The sequence below is a fragment of the Streptomyces deccanensis genome, from assembly GCF_022385335.1.
In the GTDB taxonomy this organism is placed as follows: Bacteria; Actinomycetota; Actinomycetes; order Streptomycetales; family Streptomycetaceae; genus Streptomyces; species Streptomyces deccanensis.
This window is the reverse complement of the sequence record NZ_CP092431.1, coordinates 2,620,827-2,646,794: the sequence shown is the minus strand read 5'-3', so window position 1 is coordinate 2,646,794 and position 25,968 is coordinate 2,620,827. Positions and strand designations below refer to the sequence as shown.

General features: G+C 71.6%; 23 protein-coding genes. 12 read left to right on the top strand and 11 right to left on the bottom strand.

Annotated features, from left to right (window positions below):
• Position 1 precedes the first annotated feature (1 nt).
• The 6 genes from L3078_RS11825 to L3078_RS11800 all read right to left on the bottom strand — a co-directional run bounded on the left by L3078_RS11825 (position 2) and on the right by L3078_RS11800 (position 6,540).
• Positions 2-934, bottom strand: a complete 933-nt coding sequence (locus L3078_RS11825; RefSeq protein ID WP_086801603.1) for a branched-chain amino acid ABC transporter permease — start codon at positions 932-934, stop codon at positions 2-4.
• Positions 935-1,042: 108 nt separating this feature from the next.
• Positions 1,043-2,272 carry a branched-chain amino acid ABC transporter substrate-binding protein gene (locus tag L3078_RS11820; protein WP_239753397.1) on the bottom strand — a complete coding sequence of 410 codons (1,230 nt, stop codon included), beginning with the start codon at positions 2,270-2,272 and terminating at the stop codon, positions 1,043-1,045.
• Positions 2,273-2,551: 279 nt separating this feature from the next.
• Entirely contained in the window at positions 2,552-3,211 is a 660-nt protein-coding gene (locus L3078_RS11815; protein WP_239753396.1) for a Tat pathway signal sequence domain protein, read from the bottom strand.
• Positions 3,208-3,624: a hypothetical protein gene (locus tag L3078_RS11810; RefSeq protein WP_239753395.1), complete on the bottom strand. Its 417-nt coding sequence runs from the start codon at positions 3,622-3,624 to the stop codon at positions 3,208-3,210. The genes L3078_RS11815 and L3078_RS11810 overlap by 4 nt, the downstream gene beginning before the upstream one ends.
• Positions 3,625-3,705: 81 nt before the next feature.
• The gene (locus L3078_RS11805) at positions 3,706-4,194 is read right to left on the bottom strand and encodes a PaaI family thioesterase (RefSeq protein ID WP_239753394.1); all 489 of its coding nucleotides are present in this window, start codon (positions 4,192-4,194) and stop codon (positions 3,706-3,708) included.
• A gap of 66 nt (positions 4,195-4,260) precedes the next feature.
• Entirely contained in the window at positions 4,261-6,540 is a 2,280-nt protein-coding gene (locus tag L3078_RS11800; protein WP_239753393.1) for an FdhF/YdeP family oxidoreductase, read from the bottom strand.
• Between the two features lie 155 nt (positions 6,541-6,695).
• On the opposite strand from L3078_RS11800, the gene polA reads away from it, so the two are divergent.
• Positions 6,696-9,422, top strand: a complete 2,727-nt coding sequence (gene polA, locus L3078_RS11795; protein ID WP_239753392.1) for a DNA polymerase I — start codon at positions 6,696-6,698, stop codon at positions 9,420-9,422.
• Between the two features lie 515 nt (positions 9,423-9,937).
• Here polA and L3078_RS11790 read toward each other — a convergent pair.
• Complete coding sequence (locus L3078_RS11790; protein ID WP_239753391.1) at positions 9,938-10,789, bottom strand: DUF4184 family protein; 852 nt, start codon at positions 10,787-10,789, stop codon at positions 9,938-9,940.
• 376 nt (positions 10,790-11,165) lie between these two features.
• Here L3078_RS11790 and L3078_RS11785 point away from each other — a divergent pair, with 376 nt between their 5' ends.
• From L3078_RS11785 to pgfA, 3 genes are all read left to right on the top strand, one after another.
• Positions 11,166-12,953 carry a lytic transglycosylase domain-containing protein gene (locus L3078_RS11785; RefSeq protein ID WP_239753390.1) on the top strand — a complete coding sequence of 596 codons (1,788 nt, stop codon included), beginning with the start codon at positions 11,166-11,168 and terminating at the stop codon, positions 12,951-12,953.
• Positions 12,954-13,114: 161 nt separating this feature from the next.
• Positions 13,115-13,249 carry an SPW_0924 family protein gene (locus tag L3078_RS11780; protein ID WP_107072277.1) on the top strand — a complete coding sequence of 45 codons (135 nt, stop codon included), beginning with the start codon at positions 13,115-13,117 and terminating at the stop codon, positions 13,247-13,249.
• 22 nt (positions 13,250-13,271) lie between these two features.
• Positions 13,272-14,264: a cell envelope lipid trafficking protein PgfA gene (pgfA, locus tag L3078_RS11775; RefSeq protein WP_239753389.1), complete on the top strand. Its 993-nt coding sequence runs from the start codon at positions 13,272-13,274 to the stop codon at positions 14,262-14,264.
• Here pgfA and hrpB read toward each other — a convergent pair.
• Positions 14,254-16,749 carry an ATP-dependent helicase HrpB gene (gene hrpB / locus L3078_RS11770; protein WP_239753388.1) on the bottom strand — a complete coding sequence of 832 codons (2,496 nt, stop codon included), beginning with the start codon at positions 16,747-16,749 and terminating at the stop codon, positions 14,254-14,256. The genes pgfA and hrpB overlap by 11 nt on opposite strands.
• 25 nt (positions 16,750-16,774) lie before the next feature.
• Positions 16,775-17,692 (bottom strand): class I SAM-dependent methyltransferase, encoded by a 918-nt coding sequence (locus L3078_RS11765; RefSeq protein WP_239760284.1) that lies wholly within the window; start codon positions 17,690-17,692, stop codon positions 16,775-16,777.
• 316 nt (positions 17,693-18,008) lie between these two features.
• Here L3078_RS11765 and rpsA point away from each other — a divergent pair, with 316 nt between their 5' ends.
• From rpsA to L3078_RS11745, 4 genes are all read left to right on the top strand, one after another.
• Positions 18,009-19,505, top strand: coding sequence for a 30S ribosomal protein S1 (rpsA, locus tag L3078_RS11760; protein ID WP_184895379.1), 1,497 nt, complete (start codon positions 18,009-18,011; stop codon positions 19,503-19,505).
• Between the two features lie 169 nt (positions 19,506-19,674).
• Positions 19,675-20,613 carry a PAC2 family protein gene (locus L3078_RS11755; protein WP_239753387.1) on the top strand — a complete coding sequence of 313 codons (939 nt, stop codon included), beginning with the start codon at positions 19,675-19,677 and terminating at the stop codon, positions 20,611-20,613.
• A gap of 64 nt (positions 20,614-20,677) precedes the next feature.
• Positions 20,678-21,307 carry a dephospho-CoA kinase gene (coaE, locus tag L3078_RS11750; protein ID WP_239753386.1) on the top strand — a complete coding sequence of 210 codons (630 nt, stop codon included), beginning with the start codon at positions 20,678-20,680 and terminating at the stop codon, positions 21,305-21,307.
• Positions 21,308-21,356: 49 nt separating this feature from the next.
• Positions 21,357-21,737: a tetratricopeptide repeat protein gene (locus L3078_RS11745; RefSeq protein WP_239753385.1), complete on the top strand. Its 381-nt coding sequence runs from the start codon at positions 21,357-21,359 to the stop codon at positions 21,735-21,737.
• A 15-nt stretch (positions 21,738-21,752) separates the two neighbouring features.
• Here the strand turns inward: L3078_RS11745 and L3078_RS11740 are convergent, their stop codons facing one another.
• Positions 21,753-22,019: a DUF6343 family protein gene (locus tag L3078_RS11740; protein ID WP_239753384.1), complete on the bottom strand. Its 267-nt coding sequence runs from the start codon at positions 22,017-22,019 to the stop codon at positions 21,753-21,755.
• An 87-nt stretch (positions 22,020-22,106) separates the two neighbouring features.
• On the opposite strand from L3078_RS11740, the gene L3078_RS11735 reads away from it, so the two are divergent.
• The 3 genes from L3078_RS11735 (at position 22,107) to L3078_RS11725 (ending at position 24,492) form a co-directional block, all read left to right on the top strand.
• Positions 22,107-23,099, top strand: coding sequence for an acyltransferase domain-containing protein (locus L3078_RS11735; protein WP_239753383.1), 993 nt, complete (start codon positions 22,107-22,109; stop codon positions 23,097-23,099).
• Between the two features lie 117 nt (positions 23,100-23,216).
• The gene (locus L3078_RS11730; protein WP_239753382.1) at positions 23,217-23,897 is read left to right on the top strand and encodes a class I SAM-dependent methyltransferase; all 681 of its coding nucleotides are present in this window, start codon (positions 23,217-23,219) and stop codon (positions 23,895-23,897) included.
• A gap of 160 nt (positions 23,898-24,057) precedes the next feature.
• A complete protein-coding gene (locus tag L3078_RS11725) occupies positions 24,058-24,492 on the top strand; it encodes a DoxX family protein (RefSeq protein WP_239753381.1) in 435 nt (144 codons plus the stop codon).
• Between the two features lie 70 nt (positions 24,493-24,562).
• On the opposite strand, the gene L3078_RS11720 is transcribed toward L3078_RS11725, so the two are convergent.
• Positions 24,563-25,072 carry an RNA-binding S4 domain-containing protein gene (locus L3078_RS11720; RefSeq protein ID WP_239753380.1) on the bottom strand — a complete coding sequence of 170 codons (510 nt, stop codon included), beginning with the start codon at positions 25,070-25,072 and terminating at the stop codon, positions 24,563-24,565.
• A gap of 63 nt (positions 25,073-25,135) precedes the next feature.
• Here L3078_RS11720 and L3078_RS11715 point away from each other — a divergent pair, with 63 nt between their 5' ends.
• Positions 25,136-25,900 (top strand): uracil-DNA glycosylase, encoded by a 765-nt coding sequence (locus tag L3078_RS11715; RefSeq protein ID WP_239753379.1) that lies wholly within the window; start codon positions 25,136-25,138, stop codon positions 25,898-25,900.
• Positions 25,901-25,968 lie beyond the last annotated feature (68 nt).

Below are 25,968 nucleotides of genomic sequence, written 5' to 3'. Positions count from 1 at the left end.
GTCACGCCCTGTCCGCCACGCGCTCTCCGAGCAGGCCCTGGGGCCTGAACAGGAGGACGAGGATGAGGAGTACGAACGCCCAGACGTTGGCCCAGGACTGGCTGCCGAACTGCTCCATGCCGGGGATGTCGGCGATGTAGGCGGTGGAGAGGGCTTCGGCGAGGCCGAGGACGACGCCGCCGAGCATGGCGCCGTAGATGTTGCCGATGCCGCCGAGGACGGCCGCGGTGAAGGCCTTGAGGCCGAGGATGAAGCCCATGCGGAACTGGACCTGGCCGTACTTGAGGCCGTAGGCGACGGCTCCGACGGCGGCGAACGCGGCGCCGAGGGCGAAGGCGACCACGATGATGCGGTCGGTGTTGATGCCCATGAGCTTGGCGGTGTCGGGGTCCTGCGCGGTGGCCTGCATGCCGCGGCCGGTGCGGGTCTTCATGACGAAGTAGGCGAGGATCGCCATGCTGATCGGGGCGGCGACGAGCAGGAAGATGTCACCGGTCTGGATGGTGACGTTGCCGATCTCGAAGGGCCCGCCGTCGATGTGCGGGAAGTTGATGGACTCCTTGGCGTCCGGGTACCACGCCCACACGGCCTGCTGGAGGGCCAGGGAGAGGCCGATGGCGGTGATGAGGGGGGCGAGGCGGGGGGCGGTGCGCAGGGGCCGGTAGGCCAGGCGTTCCGCTCCCACGGCGGCGAGCACGGCGACGATGATGCCTCCGACGAGCATCAGCGGGAGTGCGACCCACATGCTCGTGCCGTCGGGCAGTACGTAGAGATAGACCGTGATGGCGCCGAAGCCGCCCAGCATGAATATCTCACCGTGGGCGAAGTTGATGAGCTGGACGATGCCATAGACCATCGTGTAGCCGATGGCGACCAGCCCGTACATGGATCCTAGTAGCAGGCCGTTGACCAGCTGCTGCGGCAGTTCGTTCACCGCATGTCCTCCGAGACTTTCGGATGTTCGACGAATGTGACCGGATGTGAGTCCGCGCGGGGCGCTGTGGTGCAGCGCCCCGCGCGGCTCAGGTGTGTGCGGGTTGGGTCAGCCGGTGTAGGTACCGGAGTCGACCGCCTTCCACTCGCCGCCCTCGACCTTGTAGACGGTGAGCTGCTTGTTGGTCGTGTCGCCGTACTCGTCGAAGGAGACCTTGCCGGTCACGCCGTCGAAGGAGATGTTCTGCATGGCCTCGGTGATCTTGGCGCGGGCGTCGCTGGGAAGCTTGCCGTCGTTGTCCTCGACGACCTTCTTCACGGCTTCGATGATCGCCCAGGCGGAGTCGTAGGAGTAGCCGCCGTAGGCCGCGTAGGGCTCCTTGTAGCCGCCGGCCTTGTAGTCCTCGATGAAGGTCTTGGCGGAGGGGAGTTCCTCGACGGGGGCGCCGACGGAGGTGGCGAAGTCGCCGGTGCTGGCGCTGCCGCCGAGCTCGATGTAGGTCGGGTCGTACATGCCGTCGCCGCCGGCGACCGGGATCTTGGCGCCTGCGGCCTTGATCTGCTTGGTCAGCGGGCCGGACTGCGGGTACTCGCCGCCGTAGTAGACGACGTCGGCGCCGGAGTTCTTGACCTTGGTGGCGACCGTGGAGAAGTCCTTGGTCTCGGGGTCGATGTGCTCGGTGCCGACGACCTTGCCGCCGAGCTTCTTGAACTCGTCGGTGAAGGTGGCGGCCAGGCCGGCGCCGTAGGTCTTCTTGTCGTCGATGACGAAGACCTTGGTCTTCTTGGCCTTGTTGTACAGGTACTGCGCGGCGAACGGGCCCTGGATGGCGTCCGTGGTCGCGGTGCGGAAGTACGACTTGTACGGGCGGACCTTCTTGGTCTGCCAGTCGGCGCCCTGGGTCAGGGTCGGGCCGGTGTTGGCCGGGGAGACCTCGACGAGCTTGGCGTCGTCGAAGACCTTCTGCATGGACTCGGCGACCGAGGAGTTCAGCGGGCCGACGACGCCGAGGACGTCCTTGTTGGCGACGAACGTGGTGGCGTTCTGCTGGCCCGAGGAGGGCTGCGCCTGGTCGTCGAGGGCTTCGATCTTGAAGGTTATGCCCTCGACGTACTTGTCCTTGTTGGCGGTCTTGGCGGCGAGGTCGGCGGAGTTCTTGATGCCGAGGCCCAGCGCCGAGAGGTCACCGGTCAGCGGGGCGTCGACGCCGATGACGACAGTGGTGCCACTGCCGGTGTCCGAGCCGCCCTTGTCCTCGTCGCGCGAACCACAGGCGGTGAGAGTGAGTGCTCCCGCCGCCAGCGCGGCGGTGATGGCGATGAGCGAACGTTGACGCACGATCAGTCCTTTCCCTGGCACGGCCCTTCCTGTTGGAAGTGGCCGAGTCGAGCGCTGGGCCGAAGACGTGACTTCGATTCCGTTGGCGCGGTGACTGGCCGTGACTCTAAGCGTGTGTGGACAACGTGGAGGAGAGTCTGACCAAGGCTGTGACGCTCTTGTTATGACACGAGGTAATGCAGAGCGGTACTCAGTGGGCGGTTGCGCGGAATTCAGGCCGATTCGCCCTGTCCGCATAGTGAGAACGTGCAGGGTCGACGCGGGTAGGTTCAGGAGTGTTCAGCTTTTTGGTGATGACGCGGAATCGTTGCCACAGGCGACTCGAAGGGCGTCGGAGAGGTCCTGTGCGTAGCGCTCGCCCAAGATGAAACTGTGCGCTTCTATTGCGCGCGTATTACGCAGAGTTACATCCAGGAATGGAAGTCCGGCGTTCTCCGGTGCTTTCCCGCATTCGGTGACGCGCATGGTGACGAGGATCTTTCGGGCGTCTTTCGTCCCGATCCGGAGCGGAGTGCGCGGGTCCGTGCGCAGCGACAGGCCCGCGTAGGGCTGGGTCATCCGTTCCACGGTGATCGGGGGGCCGTACCGCACGCTCAGCCGCACCTCGAAATCGAAGCGTCCGCGCGGCGCCCGGCCGGAGTGCGTCACCGGGCCGACGTAGCTGACGACGATGGCCTGGGAGGGGTACGGCGTCTCCCGCGGTGTCGGCTCCGGCGTCGGGGCCTGGGTGGGCCGGGTCGCGTAGAGGTAGCCGCCGCCCGCGAGCACGACGACCGCCGCCGCGCCCGCGAGCACGGCCCGGCGGTGCCGGGCGTACGCCTGGGCGTACCGTGCGCGCGGCGACTCCGGTGGGGGCGGGCCGTGCGCGTCCGCCGGATCGTCCGCCGCGTCCCACGCGCGCGTGCCCTCGCCCGGCTCCACGGGGCCGACCCCGCTCAACTCCAGGGCCCCTCGCCCGGGCCGCCCGAGCGGTACCACTCCTCGCAGCCCGCGCGGGCCCGCCGCTCGATCAGCCGCCGGGCCGCCGTGGCGCCCGCGCGCTTCTTCTCGGCCCGCGCCTCGTCGACGACCTCCCGCAGGATGTCGTACTGCCCGTTCGACAGTCCCATGGACTGATAGTCCCCATAGGTGTCGCCGTCCAGCACCTCCAGCGACCAGTGCGAGACGAGCTTCGCGCACAGTTCCTCGGGCGGGGTGGCCGACGGCGACGGCGAGCCGCCGCCGCGCGCGGCCGTCGAGGGGCCCGCGGCCCCGTCCGCCTTTTCCGCCCCCGCGCACCCGGTGACCAGGACGCCGATCAGCAGCGCCGGCCCGAGCACCGCCCCCGGCCAGGGGGCTCCTCCCGTTGCCATGCCCCGACGCTAGGGCCTGCGCGCCCCGGCGGACCAGAGGCGAACAGGTCGCCGCCCGGGCCCGCCCCTCGTCCGCACGGGTCACTCGGCCGTCCGGGCCTTCGCGCCCGGGGCGGTGGGGGCGTCCCGCAGCAGGCAGGTCAGCCGGGCGGTGCAGACCCGCTTGCCGTCCTCGTCGCTGATCACGATCTCGTACGTCGCCGTCGAGCGGCCCCGGTGCAGCGGTGTGGCGACACCTGTCACCAGGCCGGACCGTGCGCCCCGGTGATGGGTGCAGTTCAGGTCCACACCGACGGCGATCTTGGAGCTGCCGGCGTGCAGCATGGAGCCGACCGAGCCCAGCGTCTCCGCCAGCACGGCGGACGCGCCGCCGTGCAGCAGCCCGTACGGCTGGGTGTTGCCCTCCACCGGCATCGTGCCGACGACCCGGTCCGCCGAGGCCTCCACGATCTGTACGCCCATCCGGGTGCCCAGGTGGCCCGCCGAGAACATCGCGACCAGGTCGATGCCGAGGTTCGCGTACTCGTCGATGACCGCTTGCGGGAACTTCGCGTAGTGCTGCTCGCCCATGGGGCTCCGTTCGTCGTCGATCGCCTGCGCCGCCGGCGGAGGAGCGCCGGACTCCTGAGCAAACGCTCAGTCGGTGGACGATTGTTCCAGACGGACCACGACGGACTTGCTGGCCGGGGTGTTGCTGGTGTCGGCGGTGGAGTCCAGCGGCACCAGGACGTTGGTCTCCGGGTAGTAGGCGGCCGCGCAGCCGCGCGCCGTCGGGTAGTGCACCACCCGGAACCCGGGGGCGCGCCGCTCGACGCCGTCCTTCCACTCGCCCACCAGGTCCACGTACGACCCGTCGGCGAGCTTCAGCTCCCGCGCGTCCTCGGGGTTGACGAGGACGACCCGGCGGCCGTTCTTGATACCCCGGTAGCGGTCGTCCAGGCCGTAGATGGTGGTGTTGTACTGGTCGTGCGAGCGCAGCGTCTGCAGCAGCAGGCGGCCCTCGGGCAGCCGCGGGTACTCCACCGGGGCGGCCGTGAAGTTGGCCTTGCCGGTGGCGGTGGGGAAGCGGCGCTCGTCGCGCGGGGCGTGCGGGAGCGCGAAGCCGGACGGGTCGGCCACGCGCGCGTTGAAGTCCTCGAACCCGGGCACCACGCGCGCGATGCGGTCGCGGATCGTCGCGTAGTCCTTCTCGAACTCCTCCCAGGGCGTCCGGCTCTCCTCGCCGAGGACGCGGCGGGCGAGCCGGCACACGATGGCCGGCTCGGACAGCAACTGCCCGCTCGCGGGCTCCAGCCGGCCGCGCGAGGCGTGCACCATGCCCATGGAGTCCTCGACGGTCACGAACTGCTCGCCGCCGCCCTGGAGATCGCGCTCGGTGCGTCCCAGGGTGGGCAGGATCAGCGCCCGCGCGCCCGTGACCGCGTGCGAGCGGTTCAGCTTCGTCGACACGTGCACGGTCAGCCGCGCCCGGCGCATCGCCGCCTCCGTGACCTCCGTGTCGGGGGACGCCGAGACGAAGTTGCCGCCCATCGCGAAGAACACCTTCGCCTTGTCGTCGCGCATGGCCCTGATGGCCCGTACGACGTCGTAGCCGTGCTCCCGGGGCGGCGCGAAGCCGAACTCCCTCTCCAGGGCGTCCAGGAACGCCGGGGCGGGCCGCTCGAAGATGCCCATCGTGCGGTCGCCCTGCACGTTGGAGTGGCCGCGCACCGGGCAGACACCGGCGCCGGGGCGGCCGATGTTGCCGCGCAGCAGGAGGAAGTTGACCACTTCGCGGATGGTCGGCACCGCGTGCTTGTGCTGGGTGAGACCCATGGCCCAGCAGACGATGGTCCGCTTCGAGGCGAGCACCATGCGCAGCGCCTCGTCGATCTTCTCGCGCGTCAGACCGGTCGCCGCGAGCGTCTCGTCCCAGTCGGCCGCGCGGGCGGCTGCGGTGAACTCCTCGAAGCCGTGGGTGTGTTCGGCGACGAAGGTCTCGTCGACGGCGCCTTCCGTCTCCAGGATCAGCTTGTTGAGGAGGCGGAACAGGGCCTGGTCGCCGCCGATGCGGATCTGGAGGAACAGGTCGGTGAGGGCGGCGCCCTTGAGCATGCCCTGCGGCGTCTGCGGGTTCTTGAACCGCTCCAGGCCGGCCTCGGGCAGCGGGTTGACGGTGATGATCTTCGCGCCGTCGGCCTTGGCCTTCTCCAGGGCGGAGAGCATCCGGGGATGGTTGGTCCCGGGGTTCTGTCCGGCCACGATGATCAGGTCGGCCCGGTAGAGGTCCTCCAGCAGGACGCTGCCCTTGCCGACGCCGATGGTCTCGGAGAGCGCGGAGCCCGACGACTCGTGGCACATGTTGGAGCAGTCCGGCAGGTTGTTCGTGCCGAACTCGCGGGCGAACAGCTGGTAGAGGAACGCGGCCTCGTTGCTGGTCCGCCCGGAGGTGTAGAAGAGGGCCTCGTCGGGGGAGGTGAGCGCCTTCAGCTCCTCGGCGACGATGTCGAAGGCGCGGTCCCAGGACACCGGCTCGTACCGGTCGCCGCCCTCGGGCAGATACATGGGGTGGGTGAGCCGCCCCTGCTGCCCCAGCCAGTAACCGCTGCGGGTGGCGAGATCGGCCACGGTGTGGGCGGCGAAGAACTCGGGCGTGACCCGGCGGAGCGTGGCCTCCTCGGCGACCGCCTTCGCGCCGTTCTCGCAGAACTCCGCCGCGTGCCGGTGCTCCGGCTCCGGCCAGGCGCAGCCCGGGCAGTCGAACCCGTCCTTCTGGTTGACCCGCAGCAGGGTCAGCGCGGTCCGCTTCACACCCATCTGCTGCTGCGCGACCCGCAGGGTGTGCCCGATCGCCGGCAGTCCCGCCGCCGCGTGCTGGGGCTCCGCGACCCGGGGCGCGTCCTGAACCGGATCATTCTTCGGCGCCTTGCCGGCCATGGCTGCTCCCCATATCGCATACACGTGCTGTTCGGACGGGTGGCTACACCTCCGATCCTCGCACGACCGATCGGACGGGAACGAGGGTGATCGGGGGCGGGCGGCGACAGGGACGGGGGGTCCGGGTGTCAGTGGTACGTGGCAGGATCGGGGGCGTGGCAGAGACAGGATCGAAGAAGACCGACAGCACCCCCGGCGGCAGCCGTCCCCGGCTCATGCTCATGGACGGGCACTCGCTGGCCTACCGCGCGTTCTTCGCGCTGCCCGCGGAGAATTTCACGACGGCGACGGGCCAGCCGACCAACGCGATCTACGGCTTCGCGTCGATGCTGGCGAACACCCTGCGCGACGAGGCCCCCACCCACTTCGCGGTCGCGTTCGACGTCTCCCGCAAGACCTGGCGCTCGGAGGAGTTCACCGAGTACAAGGCGAACCGCTCGAAGACCCCGGACGAGTTCAAGGGCCAGGTCGAGCTGATCGGCGAGCTGCTCGACGCGATGCACGCCGTCCGCTTCGCCGTCGACGGCTTCGAGGCCGACGACGTCATCGCCACCCTCGCCACCCAGGCCGAGGCCGAGGGCTTCGAGGTCCTCATCGTCACCGGCGACCGTGACTCCTTCCAGCTCGTCAGCGAGCACACCACCGTGCTCTACCCGACGAAGGGCGTCTCGGAGCTGACCCGGTTCACCCCGGAGAAGGTGTTCGAGAAGTACGGCCTCACCCCGGCCCAGTACCCGGACTTCGCGGCCCTGCGCGGCGACCCGTCCGACAACCTCCCCGGCATCCCCGGCGTCGGCGAGAAGACCGCCGCGAAGTGGATCAACCAGTTCGGTTCGTTCGCGGACCTCGTCGAGCGCGTCGAGGAGGTCAAGGGCAAGGCCGGGCAGAACCTCCGCGACCACCTGGAGGCCGTCAAGCTCAACCGCCGCCTCACCGAGATGGTCCGCACGGTCGAACTGCCCAAGGGCGTGGGCGACCTGGAGCGCGCCGCGTACGACCGCAAGGCCGTCGCGATGGTCCTGGACACCCTGGAGATCCGCAACCCCTCGCTGCGCGAGCGCCTGCTCGCCGTCGACCCGGGCGCCGAGGAGGCCGACGCCGCCTCGCCGGCCGCCCCCGGCGTCGCGGTGGACGGCACGGTCCTCGCCTCCGGCGAGCTGGCCCCCTGGCTCGCCGAGCACGGCACGGACGTCCTCGGCGTCGCCACGGTCGACACCTGGGCGCTCGGCACCGGCTCGGTCGCCGAGGTCGCGCTCGCCGCCGCCGGGGGAGCGGCCGCCTGGTTCGACCCGACGCAGCTGGACGAGACCGACGAGACGGCATGGGCGACCTGGCTCGCCGACATCGCCCGGCCGAAGGTGTTCCACAACGCCAAGGGCGCGATGCGGGTCTTCGCCGAGCACGGCTGGAGCGTGGACGGCGTCTCCATGGACACCGCGCTCGCCGCCTACCTGGTCAAGCCGGGCCGCCGCTCCTTCGACCTGGACGCGCTCTCCCTGGAGTACCTGGGCCGCGAGCTGGCGCCGGCCGCCACGGCCGACGGCCAGCTGGCCTTCGGCGCGGACGAGGGCGCCGAGGCCGACGCGCTGATGGTGCAGGCCCGCGCGATCCTCGACCTGGGCGAGGCCTTCGGGGAGCGGCTGGAGGAGGTCGGCGCGACGGAGCTGCTGCGTGACGTGGAGCTGCCCACCTCCGCGCTGCTGGCCCGGATGGAGCGCCACGGCATCGCGGCGGACCGGGCCCACCTGGAGACCATGGAGCAGATGTTCGCGGGCGCCGTCCAGCAGGCGGTGAAGGAGGCGCACGCGGCGGCGGGGCACGAGTTCAACCTGGGCTCGCCCAAGCAGCTCCAGGAGGTCCTCTTCGGCGAGCTGGGCCTGCCCAAGACCAAGCGCACGAAGACGGGCTACACCACGGACGCGGACGCCCTCGCCTGGCTGGCGGGCCAGACGGACAACGAACTGCCGGTCATCATGCTCCGGCACCGCGAGCAGGCGAGGCTCCGGGTCACCGTCGAGGGCCTGATCAAGATGATCGCCGCGGACGGCCGGATCCACACCACCTTCAACCAGACGGTCGCCGCCACGGGCCGTCTCTCCTCCGTCGACCCGAACCTGCAGAACATCCCCGTCCGCACCGACGAGGGCCGGGCCATCCGCCGCGGCTTCGTCGTCGGCGAGGGGTTCGAGTCGCTGATGACGGCGGACTACAGCCAGATCGAACTGCGCGTCATGGCCCACCTCTCCGAGGACGCGGGCCTGATCGAGGCGTTCACCTCGGGCGAGGACCTGCACACCACGGCGGCCGCGCAGGTGTTCGGCGTCGAGCAGTCCGCCGTCGACGCCGAGATGCGCCGCAAGATCAAGGCGATGTCGTACGGCCTGGCCTACGGGCTGTCCGCGTTCGGCCTCTCCCAGCAGCTGAACATCGAGGCGGGCGAGGCGCGAGCCCTGATGGACGCGTACTTCGAGCGGTTCGGCGGGGTGCGGGACTATCTGCGCCGGGTCGTGGACGAGGCGCGGGCCACGGGCTACACGGCGACGCTCTTCGGCCGCCGCCGCTACCTCCCCGACCTCAACAGCGACAACCGTCAGCGTCGCGAGGCCGCGGAGCGGATGGCTCTGAACGCGCCGATCCAGGGCACCGCCGCCGACATCGTCAAGATCGCGATGCTCAACGTGGGCCGCGCGCTGGATGAGGCGGGCCTCGCCTCCCGCATGCTCCTCCAGGTCCACGACGAAATCGTCCTGGAGATCGCCCCCGGCGAACGCGAACGCACCGAACAACTCCTCCGCCACGAAATGTCCAACGCGGTCCACCTGCTGGCCCCCCTGGACGTCTCGGTGGGCCACGGCCCGGACTGGGAGTCGGCGGCGCACTAGCCCCGCAGGGGTAGGGGCGGGGTGCGTCGTTCTGGTGCGGGTGCGTGGGGGCTGGTCGCGCAGTTCCCCGCGCCCCTGCAAGGCCGCAGGCCCTCGCGGGCCTGCGGCCTTTCGGGCCGAAAAGGCAGGGGGCGCAGCCCCTGCTTTTTCAGGGGCGCGGGGAACTGCGCGAGAAGCCCCACCGGACCCGCACCCGAACGCGGCCCCACACCCCCCCGCACTCACCCGACCGGCCCCCACCACCGCGCCCCCCGCGGAGCGCAGCCGTAAGGATGCCCGCATGGGCATACGCACGCTCCGCCGTCGTACAGCGACAGCTGCCACCCGCCTGTCAGGGGTGCGATCCCGCCTCACCCGGGGCCCCTGGACCCGCCCCCGCGTCCGGCGGCCGCACAGCCTCTACCCCTGGCCGCTGACCCACCCCCTCGCGGCCCTCCTCGGCCACGTCCCGCCCTACGCCCCCCGCGCCGCCAGACCCCGCATCCCCAGCGGAGCCCCGCCCCGGCGCCCCGCGCTCAGCGGCGGACCGAACTGTCCGCCTCCGCGTCGGCTGCGGGCGCCGCAACGGCAGGAGCCGGGCGCCGCACCCTGACCCCGACCCCGTAGAGGATCACGCCGACCACCAGCCCGGCGCCCGCCCCGAAGCACACCGTCGGGATCACCTCGTACGGCTTGGCGACCGACCCCCAGTGCGCCCACCACCGGGCCACCCGCTGCACCGCCGCGACGAGCGCGCACCCACCGATGACGACGCCCGCCACCCACCGGTCGGCCGAGGAGAGCACCGGCACGCCCACGGGCTCGCCCGCCGGCTGCCGGCGCAGCGCCCGCACGACGAAGACGGCGAGCACGACCGCCGCGACCGCGGAGCCCCCGTACTGGAGGTACCAGTAGAGCGGCGAGCCCGCGATCTCCTCGCCGAGGACGGGGAAGAGCCGCATCCCCCACCGGTCGAGATGCGTGAACGCGTCCCACACCACATGCGTCAGGGAACCGAGGGCGGCCGAGACGTACCACCACAGCGCCACCGACGCGCTGAACTGCCGCGCCCCCGTCCCGCACCGCACCAGCGCGGCCACCCTGCCCTGCCGCCGTCTCGGCAGCAGCGCCACCAACGGCTCCCGGAGCACCAGCCACAGCCCGACCAACGCCCAGGTGACGAGCACGTCCACGGTGAAGACCCCGGCGAAGGAGTGCGTGACATCGCCGAACTCCATGGCCTCCGGCAGCACACTCGCCGCGTAGTAGGTCATGTCGGGCGCGAACGAACCGGCCACGAGCACCGAGGGCACCAGAGGGCCGCGGCCGGTCCCGTTCCCCCGCAGGGCGGGCAGTACTGCGGCCGCATGGCTGAGCGTGAAGGGCAAGTCGTCCCCCTGTGACGGACTTTGGCCGGACGGATCGCCCGGCGATGACCGGTCGCCAGTATGCGCGACCGGGGCGCCGTCCCCGGGAGGACGCCCACGGACAGCAAACCGATAAGGCCAATCGGTGAATATCGGGCACGAACGGGTGTCCGGGCGGCGGAAGTTGTCGTAGGGTCGCCTGGGCCGTCGTGCCGGTCGGCGCGGTGGTCACCGGAGTTCGGGAAATGGAATGCCGGAACAGGGCAACCAAGACCGGAACTTCGGAGTCGGTGTACCTGGGCGGGAAAGCCGGTCCGGCGAAACCGGAAGAAATGCCCGAGACATCACGAGACGGGAAGAACGCCAAGGCGTTCGGCCACCGGGAGGGGTTCACTCAATGGCGGCGCAGTTCGGTTTGAGGCTCCGCAAGGGGGCGGCCACCACCGTCCTGGCCGCGGCCACCGTGGCGGCGATGGCCGCCTCGCAGGCCCCGGGAGTGACCACCGACGGCGCGGGCAGACAGACCACCGGCTCGCCCTCACCGGAGATGAGCACCCAGGCCGACGACACCGCCTCCGGCAACTCGCGGTACTACACGGACCTCCCGCCCCTCGACAGCCCCACCCCGACGACGGGTACGGGCGACACGTCCGGTACCACCGCCGGCACCGAGCGCGGCATACCCGCGACCGTCCTCGACGCCTACAAGCAGGCCGAGGCGTCCCTGCGCGAGTCCAAGCCCGGCTGCAACCTGCCCTGGCAACTCCTCGCCGCGATCGGCAAGGTGGAGTCCGGCCACGCGAGCGGCGGCCGTGTCGACGCCGAGGGCACGACGACCGGCGAGAAGATCCGCGGGCCCCAGCTCAACGGCAACGGCTTCGCGAACATCACCGACACCGACGACGGCGCGTACGACGACGACAGCACGCACGACCGCGCGGTCGGCCCCATGCAGTTCATCCCCTCCACCTGGGAGTGGGCGGGCCGCGACGGCAACGACGACGGTGCCAAGGACCCCAACAACGTCTACGACGCCGCCCTCGCCGCCGGCCACTACCTGTGCCGCTTCGACTGGGACCTGTCGAACGACGCCAACCTGCGCAGCGCGATCCTCAGCTACAACAACTCGACGGAGTACTACAACACCGTCATGACGTGGCTGGAGTACTACCGCAAGGGCACCCACGAGATCCCGGACGGCACCGGCTCCCTGCCCCAGACGCCGAGCGGCGGCAACAGCAACAACACCGGCAGCGGCAACAGCGGTGGCCGCAACGGCGGCGGCCCCACGACGAGCCCCAGCCCCAAGCCGGCGAATCCGTCCAAGCCGGGGAAGCCGGGCACCAACGAGCCGGGCGGTGGTGGCAGCACCCCGAAGCCGCCCACCACCACACCGCCGCCCTCGACGACGCCCACCCCCACGGACACCGTGCACCACCTGGAGAACGCGGGCGCGTCCAACCTCACGGCCATGGCCGGGGACACCTTCACCGGCAAGCTCGCCACCCGCACCGAGACCAAGGACGGCAAGGCCGTCGCGAAGGTCCGGGTCCGCTTCACCGTCGTGGGCGACACCGACACCACGTTCGTCGGCGGCGAGAAGGTGGCGGTCGTCATCACCGACAGCGTGGGCAAGGCCACCGCCCCGGCGCTCGTGGCCGGTGAGAAGACCGGCACCGTCACGGTCCGGTCCACCGTCGTGGGCCGCTCCGTGACCGCCCTCGACCACAAGGTCACCGTCACCGCCCGCCGGGCCGACGCCCTCGCCCGCACCGGCACGGCCGCGCTGACCTGCGTGACGAACGGCGAGTTCGCCGAGCAGATCGGGCTCAAGGCCACCTACCGGGGCGAGGTCGCGGACAAGGTCGCCGTCAAGGCGACCCTGATCAAGTCCGTCCTCGACCCCACCGCGAACGACAAGGGCCCCTACTTCAAGGACGCGGCGGGCAACCCCGTGCGCTCCCTGACCGCCCTGCAGACCGACGCCGACGGTCTCCTGAAGCTCCCGAAGCTCTACTCGGACGACACCGTCGGCACGTTCCTGCTCCGCATCGAGACCGAGGGCGGCGCGACCCTCACGCTCGAACTGAAGGTGGAGGCCCCGGCCGAGACGACGGAGCCGACCCAGCCGACGGAGCCGACCGGCACGACCGAGCCGGCGACGCCGAGCCCCAGCGAGTCCTGACCCGATCGGTCGTCCCACAGACGACGGCGGCGCCGCTCCTCCGGGAGGGGCGCCGCCGTCGTCTGTGCGCGACGTGTTCTCATCTCGCCCGCCCGTTGCTACGGTGCCGGATCTGACGAACTATCAGTTCCCGTCCTGGGGCCCGTAGTCGGGAGGTCCGTATGCGCGCCCTGATCGCCGCCGCGACCGGTCTCGCCCTCGCCTTCGCCCTGGTGTTCACGCTCACCGCGCTGGGCTCACCGACGGGGAAGACGTCCCCGAAGCCACTGCTGACGACGGTCCCCGCACATCCGTGACCGCCAGGGAGGGAGGCCCGAGATGCGCCGTAGGGCCGGTCTGATCCTGCTCGCGCTCGCCGTGTTCTTCACCGCGCTGTCCCCACTGGTGCGCTGGTACGTGTTCCCGAACCTGGCGAAGATCCCGGCGAACCAGTACCAGGACATGGTCCTGGAGGCGAAGGACGCCACCCTCCTCGACTACGCCACGATGACCGCCCGCACGGTCCCGAAGGTCACCATCGTGCAGACCCTCAAGGGCAACGTGGAGGCCTCCGAGGAGATCGAGAGGACCACCGACCGGGACGTCGTCGTCTGGGACGGCCTGTCGTACGTCCAGGGCCCCGAAGGCGAGATGGTCTCCCGTATCCCCGAGCGCTACATCTTCGACGCCCACACCCAGGAACCCGTCCACGCCAAGGGCGAGACGGTCGACGGCGACCCGGTGAAGAGGGAGGGCCTGGAATTCAAATGGCCGTTCCTCACGGAGAAGAGGGACTACGAGTACTTCGACGCCCAGGCCAGGATCACCGCCCCCATCCACTACAAGGGCACCCAGGACTTCCGCGGCGTCGAGGTCTACTACTTCGAACAGACCATCCCCTGGACCGAGGTGCCCTTCCCGCGCGTCATGCCCGTCGAGGGGATCACCCGGGAGACGGTCGCCCAGACCGGCACCACCCGCTGGTACACCACGGTCCGCAAATTCTGGGTGGAACCCGTCACCGGAGGCCCCGTCTACGGCGAGGAGATCCACAAGGAGGAACTGCGCGGCGGCACGCTCCTGGGCGACCGCGAGAAGGTGACCGCCTTCGCCGGGCACGTGAAGATGCGCGAGGACTACATCGAGCACACCGTCGACCTGGTCACGTCCCAGCGCCTGCTCGTCCTGCTCATGACCTCCTACCTCCCCTGGGGATTCCTGGGACTCGGCCTGCTGCTCCTCGCCCTCGCCCTCTACGTCGAGGCCCGCGGCCGCAGGCCCGGCGAACCGGAGTCCGCGAAGCCCCCGGCGTCCGAGCCGGTCAGCGCCTGAGCCGCGCGTTGGTGTACCGGGTGGGCTCCGCCGTCGCCGGGTCCTCCGGCCACGGATGCTTCGGGTACCGGCCCCGCAGCTCCGCCCGCACGGCCCGGTACCCGTCCCGCCAGAACGAGGCGAGGTCGGCGGTGACGGCGGCGGGCCGCCCGGCGGGGGACAGCAGATGCACCAGCACGGGCACCCCGGCCAGCACGGGCGACTCCCGCAGCCCGAACATCTCCTGCAACTTCACCGCCAGCACCGGCTGTTCGGGCCGCGCGTAGTCCACCCGGATCCGCGAACCGCTCGGCACCTCGATCCGCTCGGGCGCCAGCTCGTCCAGCCGTACGGCGTCCCCCGTGGCCCACGGCAGCAGCCGCCTCAGCCCCGCCCCGGCATCGATCCGCCCGAGGTCGGCCCGCCGCCGGGCCCGGCTCAACTCGGGCTCCAACCATTCCTCCACGCGCGCGTGCAGGGCGCCGTCGGACACGTCCGGCCACGGCTCACCGAGCCGCTCCCTCAGGAACGCCAGCCGCTGCCGCAGCCCTGTCGCGTCCTGGGACCACCGCAACAGCCCGAACCCCTCGGTCCGCAACCCCTCCAGCAACGCCTGGCGTACGCGTGCGGGCGTCGCGTCCCGCAACGGTCGCACCGCCAACTCCACGGCCCCCAGCCGCTCCACCCGCCGCGCCACGACGTCCCCGTCCCGCCACACGACCTCCTCGTCCCGGCGGTACAGCTCCCCGGCCGCCTCCCGGGCGACCCCCTCGTCGATCGCGACCCCGAGCCGCACGCGCGCGTGCCCGCTCCCCACCGCCCGGTCGGCGACGGCGACGGCGATCCAGCCCACTCCTCGCAGCCCGGACGCCTCCGACACCTCGGCCCGGGTCCCGGAGACCATGAGGAACGTCCCGTCGTCCCGTCGGGCCACCCGCTCCGGGAACGCCAGCGCGGTCACCACTCCGGCCGCGTGATCGCCCCCGGCACCTGCCGCGGGCGCGGGCGGCGACGCGGTCCGCAGTCGCCGGGCTTCCGCGCGCCAGCGGGCCGCGTAGGCGTCGCCCCCGAGCCGGGCGCCTCGCAACGCGGCGGCCAGGTCGTCGCCGTACTCCCGGGGCGGCTCCTCGCTCAGCAGCGCCACGACCTCCGCCGCGAGCTCGGCGCCCACCAGCGGCGCCGCGTCCAGGAGGGCCCGGGCCAGCCGGGGATGCAGGCCCAGGCGGGACATGCGTACACCCCGATCCGTGGCGTGGCCCGCGGAGTCGACCGCACCGATCGCCGAGAGCACGTTCCGCGCCGCCGCCATCGCCCCGCCCGGCGGCGGGTCCAGAAGGGCGAGCCCCGTGGCCTCCGGATCGCCCCAGCAGGCCGCCTGCAACGCGAACGCCGTCAGATCGGCCACCTTGATCTCCGGCGAGGGGAAGCGCGGCAGACGGGCGTCCTCGGCCTCCGCCCAGCACCGGTAGACGGCGCCGGGGGCCTCGCGCCCGGCCCGCCCGGCCCGTTGCCGTCCGGCCGCCTGCGAGGCCCGCACCGTCGTCAGCGAGCCGAGGCCCCGCGCGTGGTCGACCCGCGGCTCCCGCGCGAGCCCGGAGTCGACGACCACCCGCACCCCGGGCACCGTCAGCGACGACTCGGCCACCGACGTCGCCAGCACCACCCGGCGCCGCTCCCCGCCCGCCAGCACCGCGTCCTGCACGGCGGCCGGCGCCCGCCCGTGCACCTGGAGTATCTCCACGTCACCGAGCCCGCCCAACTGCCCCGCCACGCGCGCGATCTCGCCCACCCCCGGCAGGAAGCACAGGACGTCGCCCTCCCGTTCGGCCAGCGCCCGCCGCACCACCGACGCGACGTGCGTCAGCGCCGCCGGGTCCACGCGCATCCCGTGCGGCGGCCGTACCGGACGCGCCGGCGGCGCCCACACGACCTCGACCGGGTACGACACTCCCTCGGCCGCCACCACCGGCGCCCCGCCCAACAGCCGTGCCCAGCCGTCCGCGTCGGTCGTCGCCGACGCCGCCACCAGCCGCAGCTCGGGCCGCAGCGCCGCCCGCACGTCGAGCAGGAACGCCGCGACCGTGTCCGCGTCCAGATGCCGTTCGTGGCACTCGTCGAGCACGACGACGTCGACACCCGGCAACTCCTGGTCCCGCTGCAACCGTTGCAGCAGTACACCGGTCGTGACGACCTCCACGCGCGTGCGTGGTCCCACGACCCGTTCGCCGCGCACCGTGTGGCCGACGCTGTCGCCGGCCTGCTCGCCCAGCAGCCACGCCATCCGCCGGGCCGCCGCCCGCGCCGCGATCCGCCGCGGCTCGGCGACGACCACCCGCCGTACCGGACCGCCGCCCAGCAGGCCCGCCAGGGCGAGCGGCACCAGCGTCGTCTTGCCCGTCCCGGGCGGCGCGACGAGGACGGCGGTGCCGTGCGCTTCCAGGGCGTCGTCCAGCGCGGGCAGGGCGCCGCGCACGGGCAGCGCGTCCAGGGCGTCGTAACGGATCACGCCCCCAGTGTGTCGCGTGCCCGACTCAGTCCCGCTCGCACACGAAGATCGCCGTGCCCGGGATCAGGTTGCCGCGCAGCGGGGACCAGCCGCCCCACTCGGAGGTGTTCCAGGCGGGCCACTCCGGCTCGACCAGGTCGACCAGCCGGAGGCCCGCCGCGACGACGTCCCGGACGCGGTCGCCGACCGTGCGGTGATGCTCGACGTAGACCGCGTTCCCCGCCTCGTCCTGCTCGACGTACGGCGTGCGGTCGAAGTAGGAGCCGGAGACGGACAGCCCCTCCGGGCCGGGCTCGTCGGGGAAGGCCCAGCGGATCGGATGGGTCACCGAGAAGACGAAACGGCCCCCGGGGCGCAGGACGCGGCGGACCTCCCGCAGTACCCGCACCGGGTCGGCGACGAAGGGCAGCGCCCCGTACGCCGAGCACGCCAGGTCGAAGGAGGCGTCGGCGAACGGCAGATCGCCGGCGTCGGCGCACACCAGGGGGAAGGACCCGCCGATGCGCAGCGCGTGCTGCAGCTGGCGGTGGGAGAGGTCCAGGGCCACCGGACGGGCACCCTGGGCGGCCAGCCAGCGCGCGCACTGCGCGGCACCGGCGCCGATCTCCAGGACGTCCTTGCCCTTCAGCTCCTCCGGCGGCCCCAGCAGCTCCGCCTCGATCTCGTCGAGCCCCTCCGGGCCCCACACGAAACGGTCGTCGCCGAGGAACGTGCCGTGCTCGACCTGGTAGTCGTCGGCGTTCCGGTCCCACCAGCCCCGGTTGGCCCGGGAACTCTCCGTCACCCCGGCGTCGCGGCGGGTGGCCTCCGGTTCATCGGTCCCGGCGGCACCGGAGGCCTCGTCGGTCCCGGCGGTTTCGTGGACTTCGGGCTCTTGGATGATCGGCTCCCTCGTCGTACTCTTCCGTAACCTGCGTGCCGCGACCCGCTCCGGCGGTGACACGAAAGGGGTCTCCCAGGCCTGCGTGGCCTCAAGGGACAGGTTTTGTGCCGGGTATGCGGCGTTCCGCCCCGGGTGTGCGCCTTCGCGCATTGACCCTGCCTGGCTGCCCCCGTATGCTACAAGTTGCGCTGCGGGCCTGCGCACCTCAGACGTAGCAGGCTGCGCTCGCATCTGTTGTATGTCCCCTCGGTTTTCGAGGCGCCACCGGCTTTGCCTCATGTGGCGCTTCCTTGGCTGTCCGGCTTCTTCAGAGCGATACGGGCTCCCGGCGTAGCAGTACCTACGACTCACTGTCCGTACCGGAGCCCTTTCCCACATGACGAGCAGCACCGAGACCACCGCCACCACCCCGCAGGTAGCGGTCAACGACATCGGTAACGAGGAAGCCTTCCTCGCCGCGATCGACGAGACGATCAAGTACTTCAACGACGGCGACATCGTCGACGGCGTCATCGTGAAGGTCGACCGGGACGAGGTCCTGCTCGACATCGGTTACAAGACCGAAGGTGTCATCCCGAGCCGCGAGCTCTCGATCAAGCACGACGTCGACCCCAACGAGGTCGTCGCCGTCGGTGACGAGATCGAAGCCCTTGTTCTCCAGAAGGAGGACAAGGAAGGCCGCCTGATCCTCTCGAAGAAGCGCGCCCAGTACGAGCGTGCCTGGGGCACCATCGAGAAGATCAAGGAAGAGGACGGCATCGTCACCGGTACCGTCATCGAGGTCGTCAAGGGTGGTCTCATCCTCGACATCGGCCTCCGTGGCTTCCTGCCGGCCTCCCTCGTCGAGATGCGTCGCGTCCGCGACCTCCAGCCCTACGTGGGCAAGGAGCTCGAGGCGAAGATCATCGAGCTGGACAAGAACCGCAACAACGTGGTCCTGTCCCGCCGTGCCTGGCTGGAGCAGACCCAGTCCGAGGTCCGCCAGACCTTCCTCACGACCCTCCAGAAGGGTCAGGTCCGCTCCGGCGTGGTCTCCTCGATCGTCAACTTCGGTGCCTTCGTGGACCTGGGTGGCGTCGACGGTCTGGTCCACGTCTCCGAGCTGTCCTGGAAGCACATCGACCACCCCTCCGAGGTCGTCGAGGTCGGCCAGGAGGTCACGGTCGAGGTCCTCGACGTCGACATGGACCGCGAGCGCGTCTCCCTGTCGCTGAAGGCGACCCAGGAAGACCCGTGGCAGCAGTTCGCCCGGACCCACCAGATCGGTCAGGTCGTGCCCGGCAAGGTCACGAAGCTGGTTCCGTTCGGTGCGTTCGTCCGCGTGGACGAGGGCATCGAGGGTCTGGTCCACATCTCCGAGCTGGCCGAGCGCCACGTGGAGATCCCGGAGCAGGTCGTCCAGGTCAACGACGAGATCTTCGTCAAGGTCATCGACATCGACCTCGAGCGCCGTCGCATCAGCCTCTCGCTGAAGCAGGCCAACGAGTCCTTCGGTTCGGACCCGGCCTCGGTCGAGTTCGACCCGACGCTGTACGGCATGGCCGCGTCGTACGACGACCAGGGCAACTACATCTACCCCGAGGGCTTCGACCCCGAGACCAACGACTGGCTCGAGGGCTACGAGACCCAGCGCGAGGCTTGGGAGGGCCAGTACGCCGAGGCGCAGCAGCGCTTCGAGCAGCACCAGGCCCAGGTCATCAAGTCCCGCGAGGCCGACGCCGCTGCCGCGGCCGAGGGCGGCGACGCCGCGGGTGCGGCTCCGGCCGCGGGTGGTGGCTCCTACTCCTCCGAGGGCGCGGACACCTCCGGTGCCCTGGCTTCGGACGAGGCCCTGGCGGCCCTCCGCGAGAAGCTGGCCGGCGGCCAGAGCTGAACGCACACGGCTGAGAACTAGCCGACACCACCTCGGGCCCGCGTCCTTCCTGGACGCGGGCCCGAGGTGCGTCATGAACTGGACGTCCCCGCCGAGGTGTTCACGCTCCCGGGAATGCCGGGCCTCCGCCCCGCGTTGTGCAGTACGAACACGAGGAGGAGCGGTCACAGTGCTTGATCCGCAGGGTTTGTACGCATGGGAGCCGAAAGGCCTGGCAGTCGTCGACATGGCACTCGCCCAGGAGTCGGCGGGACTTGTCATGCTCTACCACTTCGACGGATACATCGACGCGGGAGAGACGGGCGACCAGATCGTCGAACGGCTCCTCGGCTCACTGCCCCACCAGGTGGTGGCCCGCTTCGACCACGACCGGCTCGTGGACTACCGCGCCCGCCGCCCGCTGCTGACGTTCAAGCGCGACCGCTGGAGCGACTACGAGGTGCCGGCCCTGGAGGTGCGGCTCGTCCAGGACACCACCGGAGCGCCGTTCCTGCTGCTGTCGGGCCCCGAACCGGACGTGGAGTGGGAACGCTTCGCCGCCGCCGTCCAGCAGATCGTGGAGCGGCTCGGTGTCCGGCTCTCGGTGAACTTCCACGGCATCCCCATGGGCGTCCCGCACACCCGCCCGGTCGGCCTCACCCCGCACGGCAACCGGGCCGAGCTCGTCCCCGGCCACCGCAGCCCCTTCGAGGAGGCGCAGGTACCCGGCAGCGCCGAGTCCCTGGTGGAGTACCGCCTCATGGAGGCCGGACACGACGTGCTGGGCGTCGCCGCTCACGTCCCGCACTACATCGCCCGCTCGCCCTACCCGGACGCCGCTCTGACCGTTCTTGAGGCCGTCACGGCCGCCACCGGACTGGTGCTGCCCACCGTCGCGCACGCCCTGCGCACCGAGGCGCACCGCACGCAGACGGAGATCGACCGGCAGATCCGGGAGGGCGACGAGGAACTGGTCGCCCTCGTGCAGGGCCTTGAGCACCAGTACGACGCCGCCGCGGGCGCCGAGACCCGGGGCAACATGCTCGCCGAGCCCGTCGACATCCCCTCCGCCGACGAGATCGGGCGGGAGTTCGAGAAGTTCCTGGCGGAGCGGGAGGGCGACGGCTGAGCCGGCTGAGCCCTCCCGGGCCCGCTCTTCAGGTGTGTCAGTGGCAGGGCCTAAGCTGCCGGGCATGCTGAAAGTGGGCCTGACCGGCGGCATCGGCGCCGGCAAGAGCGAGGTGTCACGGCTGCTGGTGGAGTGCGGCGCCGTGCTGATCGACGCGGACCGTATCGCGCGTGAGGTCGTCGCACCGGGCACCCCCGGGCTCGCGGCGGTCGTCGAGACCTTCGGCGAGGGCGTCCTCGCGCCGGACGGCAGTCTGGACCGCCCCAAGCTGGGCTCCGTCGTGTTCGCGGACCCGGAGAAGCTCGCCGCGCTGAACGCGATCGTGCACCCCCTGGTGGGCGCCCGCTCCAGAGAGCTGGAGACCGCCGCCGCCGAGGACTCCGTCGTCGTCCACGACGTCCCCCTGCTCGCCGAGAACGGCCTCGCCCCGCTCTACGACCTGGTGGTCGTCGTGGACGCGGCGCCCGAGACCCAGCTCGACCGTCTGGTGCGGCTGCGCGGTATGACCGAGGAGGACGCCCGCGCGCGCATGGCCGCCCAGGCGACCCGCGAGAAGCGGCTGGAGATCGCGGACATCGTCGTCGACAACGACGTCCCCCTCGACGACCTGCGGCGACGGGTGCGGGAGGTGTGGGCGGACCTCACCCGCCGGGCCCACGCGTCCCGGGAGGGATCCGAACACCCGCAGGAATAGCCAGGTCGCGGGGGGCGTTGAACCGTCCCAGCAAGGGAAGGACTCAGCCGTGCCCGAGACCAGCGGTTCCACCGGACGTAGCCCTCAGACGCATGTCATCGACTTCCGCGCCGCCGAGCACCTGCTCGCCGCGAATGACCCGCGGGGCGCGGTCAAGCTGCTCGACCGTGTCATAGCCGAGCATCCCGAGAACACGGCGGCCCGGCTGCTGCGCGCCCGCGCCTTCTTCGCGGCGGCCCAACTGCGGCCCGCCGAGCTGGAGTTCACCATCGTCCTGGAGCGCGAACCGGACAACGCGTTCGCGCACTTCGCCCTGGCCCGCACCTATCAGCGCCAGGCCCGCCCCGACCAGGCCAAGCGCCACTTCCGGCTCGCCGCGGCCCTCGACCCGAACCCGCAGTACGTGGAAGCGGCCCGGTTCGACTCCTGAGGCACTCACCTGTCGCTACGGGTGGTGGGGCCCCGGCGGTGGGTACGGCGGGATGTCACGGCCCGGCTGGTAGTGCGGCCCCTGACGGATGTGGCGCACGACCATCACCAGGTCGACGGTGACGATCAGCCACAGCACCCCGCAGGCGACGGCCCAGCCGGTACGGCCGACGATCGCGAAGGCCGCCGTCCCGGCGATCGCCCAGATCAGGCCCCACACACTCAGCCAGAGCCGCATCCGCAGAGGACTGCGCGCTGTCGTCGGTTCACTGCCGGTACGCATCGACGCCACTCCTCCTCGTCCTGTTCGGAAACGTACTCCTCGTCCCACGCGTTTCCCCAGGAGACCGACGGAAACGGGGAGGCGAAGGTGCTGCTGGACGCGGTGCGGGCGGACGAGAGGCTCGCCGACTGGCTGGGGAGCCTGGAGGAGAGCGGGAGCGCCGCCCCGGTGCGGGCACGGCTGCCTGACACCGACGACGAACTGCTCGACGCGCTGCTGGATCTCGCCGTGCCGTACGAGGACGTCAACGACCTGATCGCGCTGCGCCGCGCACTGGCCGCCGACGAGGGGGCGACCTGGCTGCTCGGGCGGTGCGTCGACGGGTTGGTACGGGACATGGGGAGGGTCGGCAAGGGGCCGAGACTCCTGCCGCTGCCCCCGGACTCGGGCCCTCTCGGCCGCTACTTCCACGTGTACGTCTTCGTGGCGGCCCTGCCGTACGTGCGCGCGTACCACCGGGAGCGCGGCATTCCCGACGACGTCTCCCGGCGCACCCTCGCCGACCTGGGCCGAGGTCTGGTGCTGCACCGCCGGCGGTACGGCGTGGGCGGGCTCGTCGCGCCGACCTGGTACTCGCTGCACTTCCACGGAGAGCTGTTCCAGCTCGGCCGGCTGCAGTACCAGCGGTCCCGCGTGGGCGGACGCGAAGGCGTCGCGCTGGCGGCGGCGGGCCTTGCCCTGGGGCCCGGGGAGCCCTGCCTGGACCTGCACATACCCGACTACGCGGGGCCCCTGACGCCGACGGCGTGCGACCGGTCGCTGGCGTCGGCCCGCGACTTCTTCGCACGGCACTTCCCGGAGGAGCGGTACACGGCGGGCTGCTGCCACTCCTGGCTCCTCGACCCGCAGCTGCGGCGGTATCTGCCGGCGGACTCCAACATCGTCCGGTTCCAGGAGCGGTTCCGGGTCGCCGGCGGCACCGGCGAACCCGAGGACGACCTGCCGGTCCGTTTCGTGTTCGGGGACCCCGACCTGCCGGTGGAGAGTCTGCCGCGCCGGACGCGTCTCGAACGGGCGGTGGTCGATCATCTGCGCGCGGGCGGGCACTGGTACAGCGGGCACGGCTGGTTCACCTGGTGAGGCTCGCGCGGTCCGCCGGAACCGGGACGCCGAGGACACGCTGATTCACCTGATCGGGTGAGGGGTGAGGGGAACGGCCCCTGTCGGCCCGGCCGTTGGACGGACATGGGCATTCAGATGCGTGAGGGATACAAGGGGACCGGGTCCGGCGCGATCACCCCGGACGGCTGCGCGGTCGAGCTGTACACGCGACTGCCGGTGGGGGACGAACCGGAGGTGATCGCGGGCGTCGCACCCGCGGGCGCGCGCATCCTCGAACTGGGCTGTGGAGTGGGCCGGATGACCCACCCCCTGATCGAACGGGGTTACACCGTCACGGCCGTCGACGAGTCGGCGGAGATGCTGGAGCGGGTGCGCGGCGCCCGCACGATCCACGCCTCGATCGAGGACCTCGATCTGGACGAGACGTTCGACGTGGTGCTGCTCGCCTCCTTCCTCGTCCACACCGGGGACCCCGAGGTGCGGCGGAAAATGCTCGCGACGTGTGCGCGCCATCTCGCGGACGACGGCTTCATCCTGATCCAGCGCGAGGGGGAGGACTACCACAGCAACGTCCCCAGGGAACGGGTCGACCCCCGAGGCTTCACCATCCGCATAGCCTCGACCGAACCGATCGGCGACGGGGTCCACTCGGTGACCGCGGAGTACTTCTTCCCGGACGGCGAATGGACTCAGACGTTCCGCTCACGCCCCATGACCAAGGAGCAGTTCGAGGAGGCGCTGGCCGAGGCGGGGCTGAGGGTGGACCGGTATCTGACGGAGGACCGGATCTGGGTGAAGGTGGTGCCGTCGGGGTGAGCGGCCCGGCCGGGGCGCGGATCGAGGCGTGAACTCCTGGCGGGCGGCCATGAGTTCGCGGAAGTGGCGATGAGTTCGGGCGAGCGGCGATGAGTTCGGGGGAGTGGCCCGGTCTACCTCCGTGACAGCGAACACGGAACCGCTTCCCGGAGGAGATCCCATGTCCGAGACCACCGCTCCCGTCGTCCGTACCGAGGCCACCGCGCGCGGCAAGGGCGCGCGCATCTCGCTGCGCGCGCTGCAGATCGTGCTCGCGCTGTTCTACGGGCTCGCGAGCGCTCTGCCCAAGCTGATCGCCCACCCGTCGGCCGTCGAGTCCTTCGACACGCTCGGCTGGGGCAGCGCGGGGATGTACACCATCGGGGTGCTCGAACTGGCGGGCGCCGTCGGGCTGTTGATCCCCGTGCTGGCCCCGGTCGCGGCCGTGTCGCTGGGCGCGCTGATGGTGGGGGCGTTCATCACGCAGATCACCGCCTTCGACGGGGAGTACGCGGCCACACCGCTCATCCTGATCGTTCCGCTCGCCCTGATCGCCTGGGTGCGGCGGCAGGACGCGGCCGGGCTGACGAAGCTCGCACACGGCCGCCGGGCGTGACCGTCGCGGTCGGGCAGGGCAGGGCGTGGTGACGGGCGAGGGCGGCTCGGGGCCGCGCGGGCGGGTGGGGTCAGGTGGGGCCGCGGTGCCGGTCGGCGTTCGCCGCCTCGGCCAGGCCTCGCAGGCGCTCCATGTCCCGTCGGTCGCGCTTGGTGGGGCGACCGGTGCCCCGGTCACGGATGCCGGCGGGGGCGACGGCCTCGCGGGGCGGGGGCGGCGGCGAGTTGTCGACGTAGCACTCGGCGGCGACGGGCGCGCCGACCCGCTTGCGGATCAGACGCTTCACGATCACGATCCGCTCGTGGCCGCCGGCCTGGCGCAGTCGCACCTCGTCGCCGACGCGCACCGCGTAGGCGGGCTTGACGCGTTCGCCGTTGACATGGACGTGGCCGCCACGGCAGGCGGTGGCGCCCATCGAACGGGTCTTGACCAGGCGCACGGACCAGATCCAGCTGTCGATGCGCACGCTCTCGCCGCTCGCCGGTCGGGCCGCCACGGCGGACGTCGCCGCCGATCCGTCGGAGCCCCCGTCCGTCGCGGCCGGATCGCCCGCCCGCTCCTGCCTACCTTCAGAAGCCATGCCTCGACCTTAGCTCCCCGGCCGCCCCACGGGGCAGGCGATCACCGGACGTACCGTGGAGACATGGACGGCGGCGGCAGCGGTGGTGACGGGGTGGTGGCCGACAGCGGCGGCGGTCGAGGCGTCGGTGAGGGCACCGGTCTCGCCGCGCTGGACCAGCGGATCACCGGGTGCCGGGCCTGCCCCCGGCTCGTCGAGTGGCGGGAGGAGGTCGCGCGCACCCGGCGGGCCGCGTTCGCCGACCAGGAGTACTGGGGGCGGCCCGTACCGGGCTTCGGTCCGCCCGACGCCGCGCTGCTGATCGTCGGGCTCGCGCCCGCCGCGCACGGGGCGAACAGGACGGGACGGATGTTCACCGGCGACCGCTCGGGCGACGTGCTCTACGCGGCGCTGCACGACGTGGGCCTGGCCTCGCGTGCCACGGCGGTCGCCATGGACGACGGGCTGGAGCTGCACGGCGTGCGGATCACCTCCCCCGTGCACTGCGCGCCGCCCGCCAACAAGCCGACGCCCGAGGAGCGGAACACCTGTCGGCCCTGGCTGGTGCGGGAGTTGGAGCTGCTGCGGCCGACGTTGCGGGCCGTGGTCGTGCTCGGCGGCTTCGGCTGGCAGGCCGCGCTGCCCGCGCTCGCCGAGGCCGGTTGGGACGTGCCCCGGCCCCGGCCCGTCTTCGCCCACGGCACCCGGGTCCCGCTGGACGGTCTCGACCTCTTCGGTTGCTTCCACGTCAGCCAGCGCAACACCTTCACCGGCCGCTTGACCCCCGCCATGCTGCGCGACGTCCTGCGTACGGCGGCGAGGTCGGCAGGGCTGGCGGTCGTGTCGTAGCCGAGGGGAGAAGCACGCGGCGGCCCGGCGGAAAACCGGCTGCGGACCTCGTCGTACGCCGGTTAGGG